Origin of the sequence: Xanthomonas cannabis pv. cannabis (assembly GCF_000802365.1) — a bacterium.
In the GTDB taxonomy this organism is placed as follows: Bacteria; Pseudomonadota; Gammaproteobacteria; order Xanthomonadales; family Xanthomonadaceae; genus Xanthomonas; species Xanthomonas cannabis.
Genome location: NZ_JSZE01000239.1, coordinates 1 through 243, shown reverse-complemented (window position 1 = coordinate 243; position 243 = coordinate 1). Strand labels below are relative to the sequence as shown.

General features: G+C 62.6%; 1 pseudogene. It reads right to left on the bottom strand.

The features are described from left to right. Nucleotides 1–243: pseudogene (locus OZ10_RS22580) on the bottom strand (IS110 family transposase); the annotation flags it as partial.

Below are 243 nucleotides of genomic sequence, written 5' to 3'. Positions count from 1 at the left end.
CCAATCGGGAGATCTGCTTTCCGTTGAGCGTCCCAAGCTCCGGCAACCGGCACGCCAACACGGCCAGCAATACCGGACCGACCCCTTTGAGCGTCTTCAACGCCGCCAGGTGCGGTTGCTTGATGAGCAGCGTCTTTAGCTGCCCGGCGATCAGTTCATCCAGCCGCGCCACACTGCGCACGAGCTGGTTCACGTTGGCCTGCAGCAGCTTGCGTAGCGGTTTGTCCGCCACCTGCAACAGCT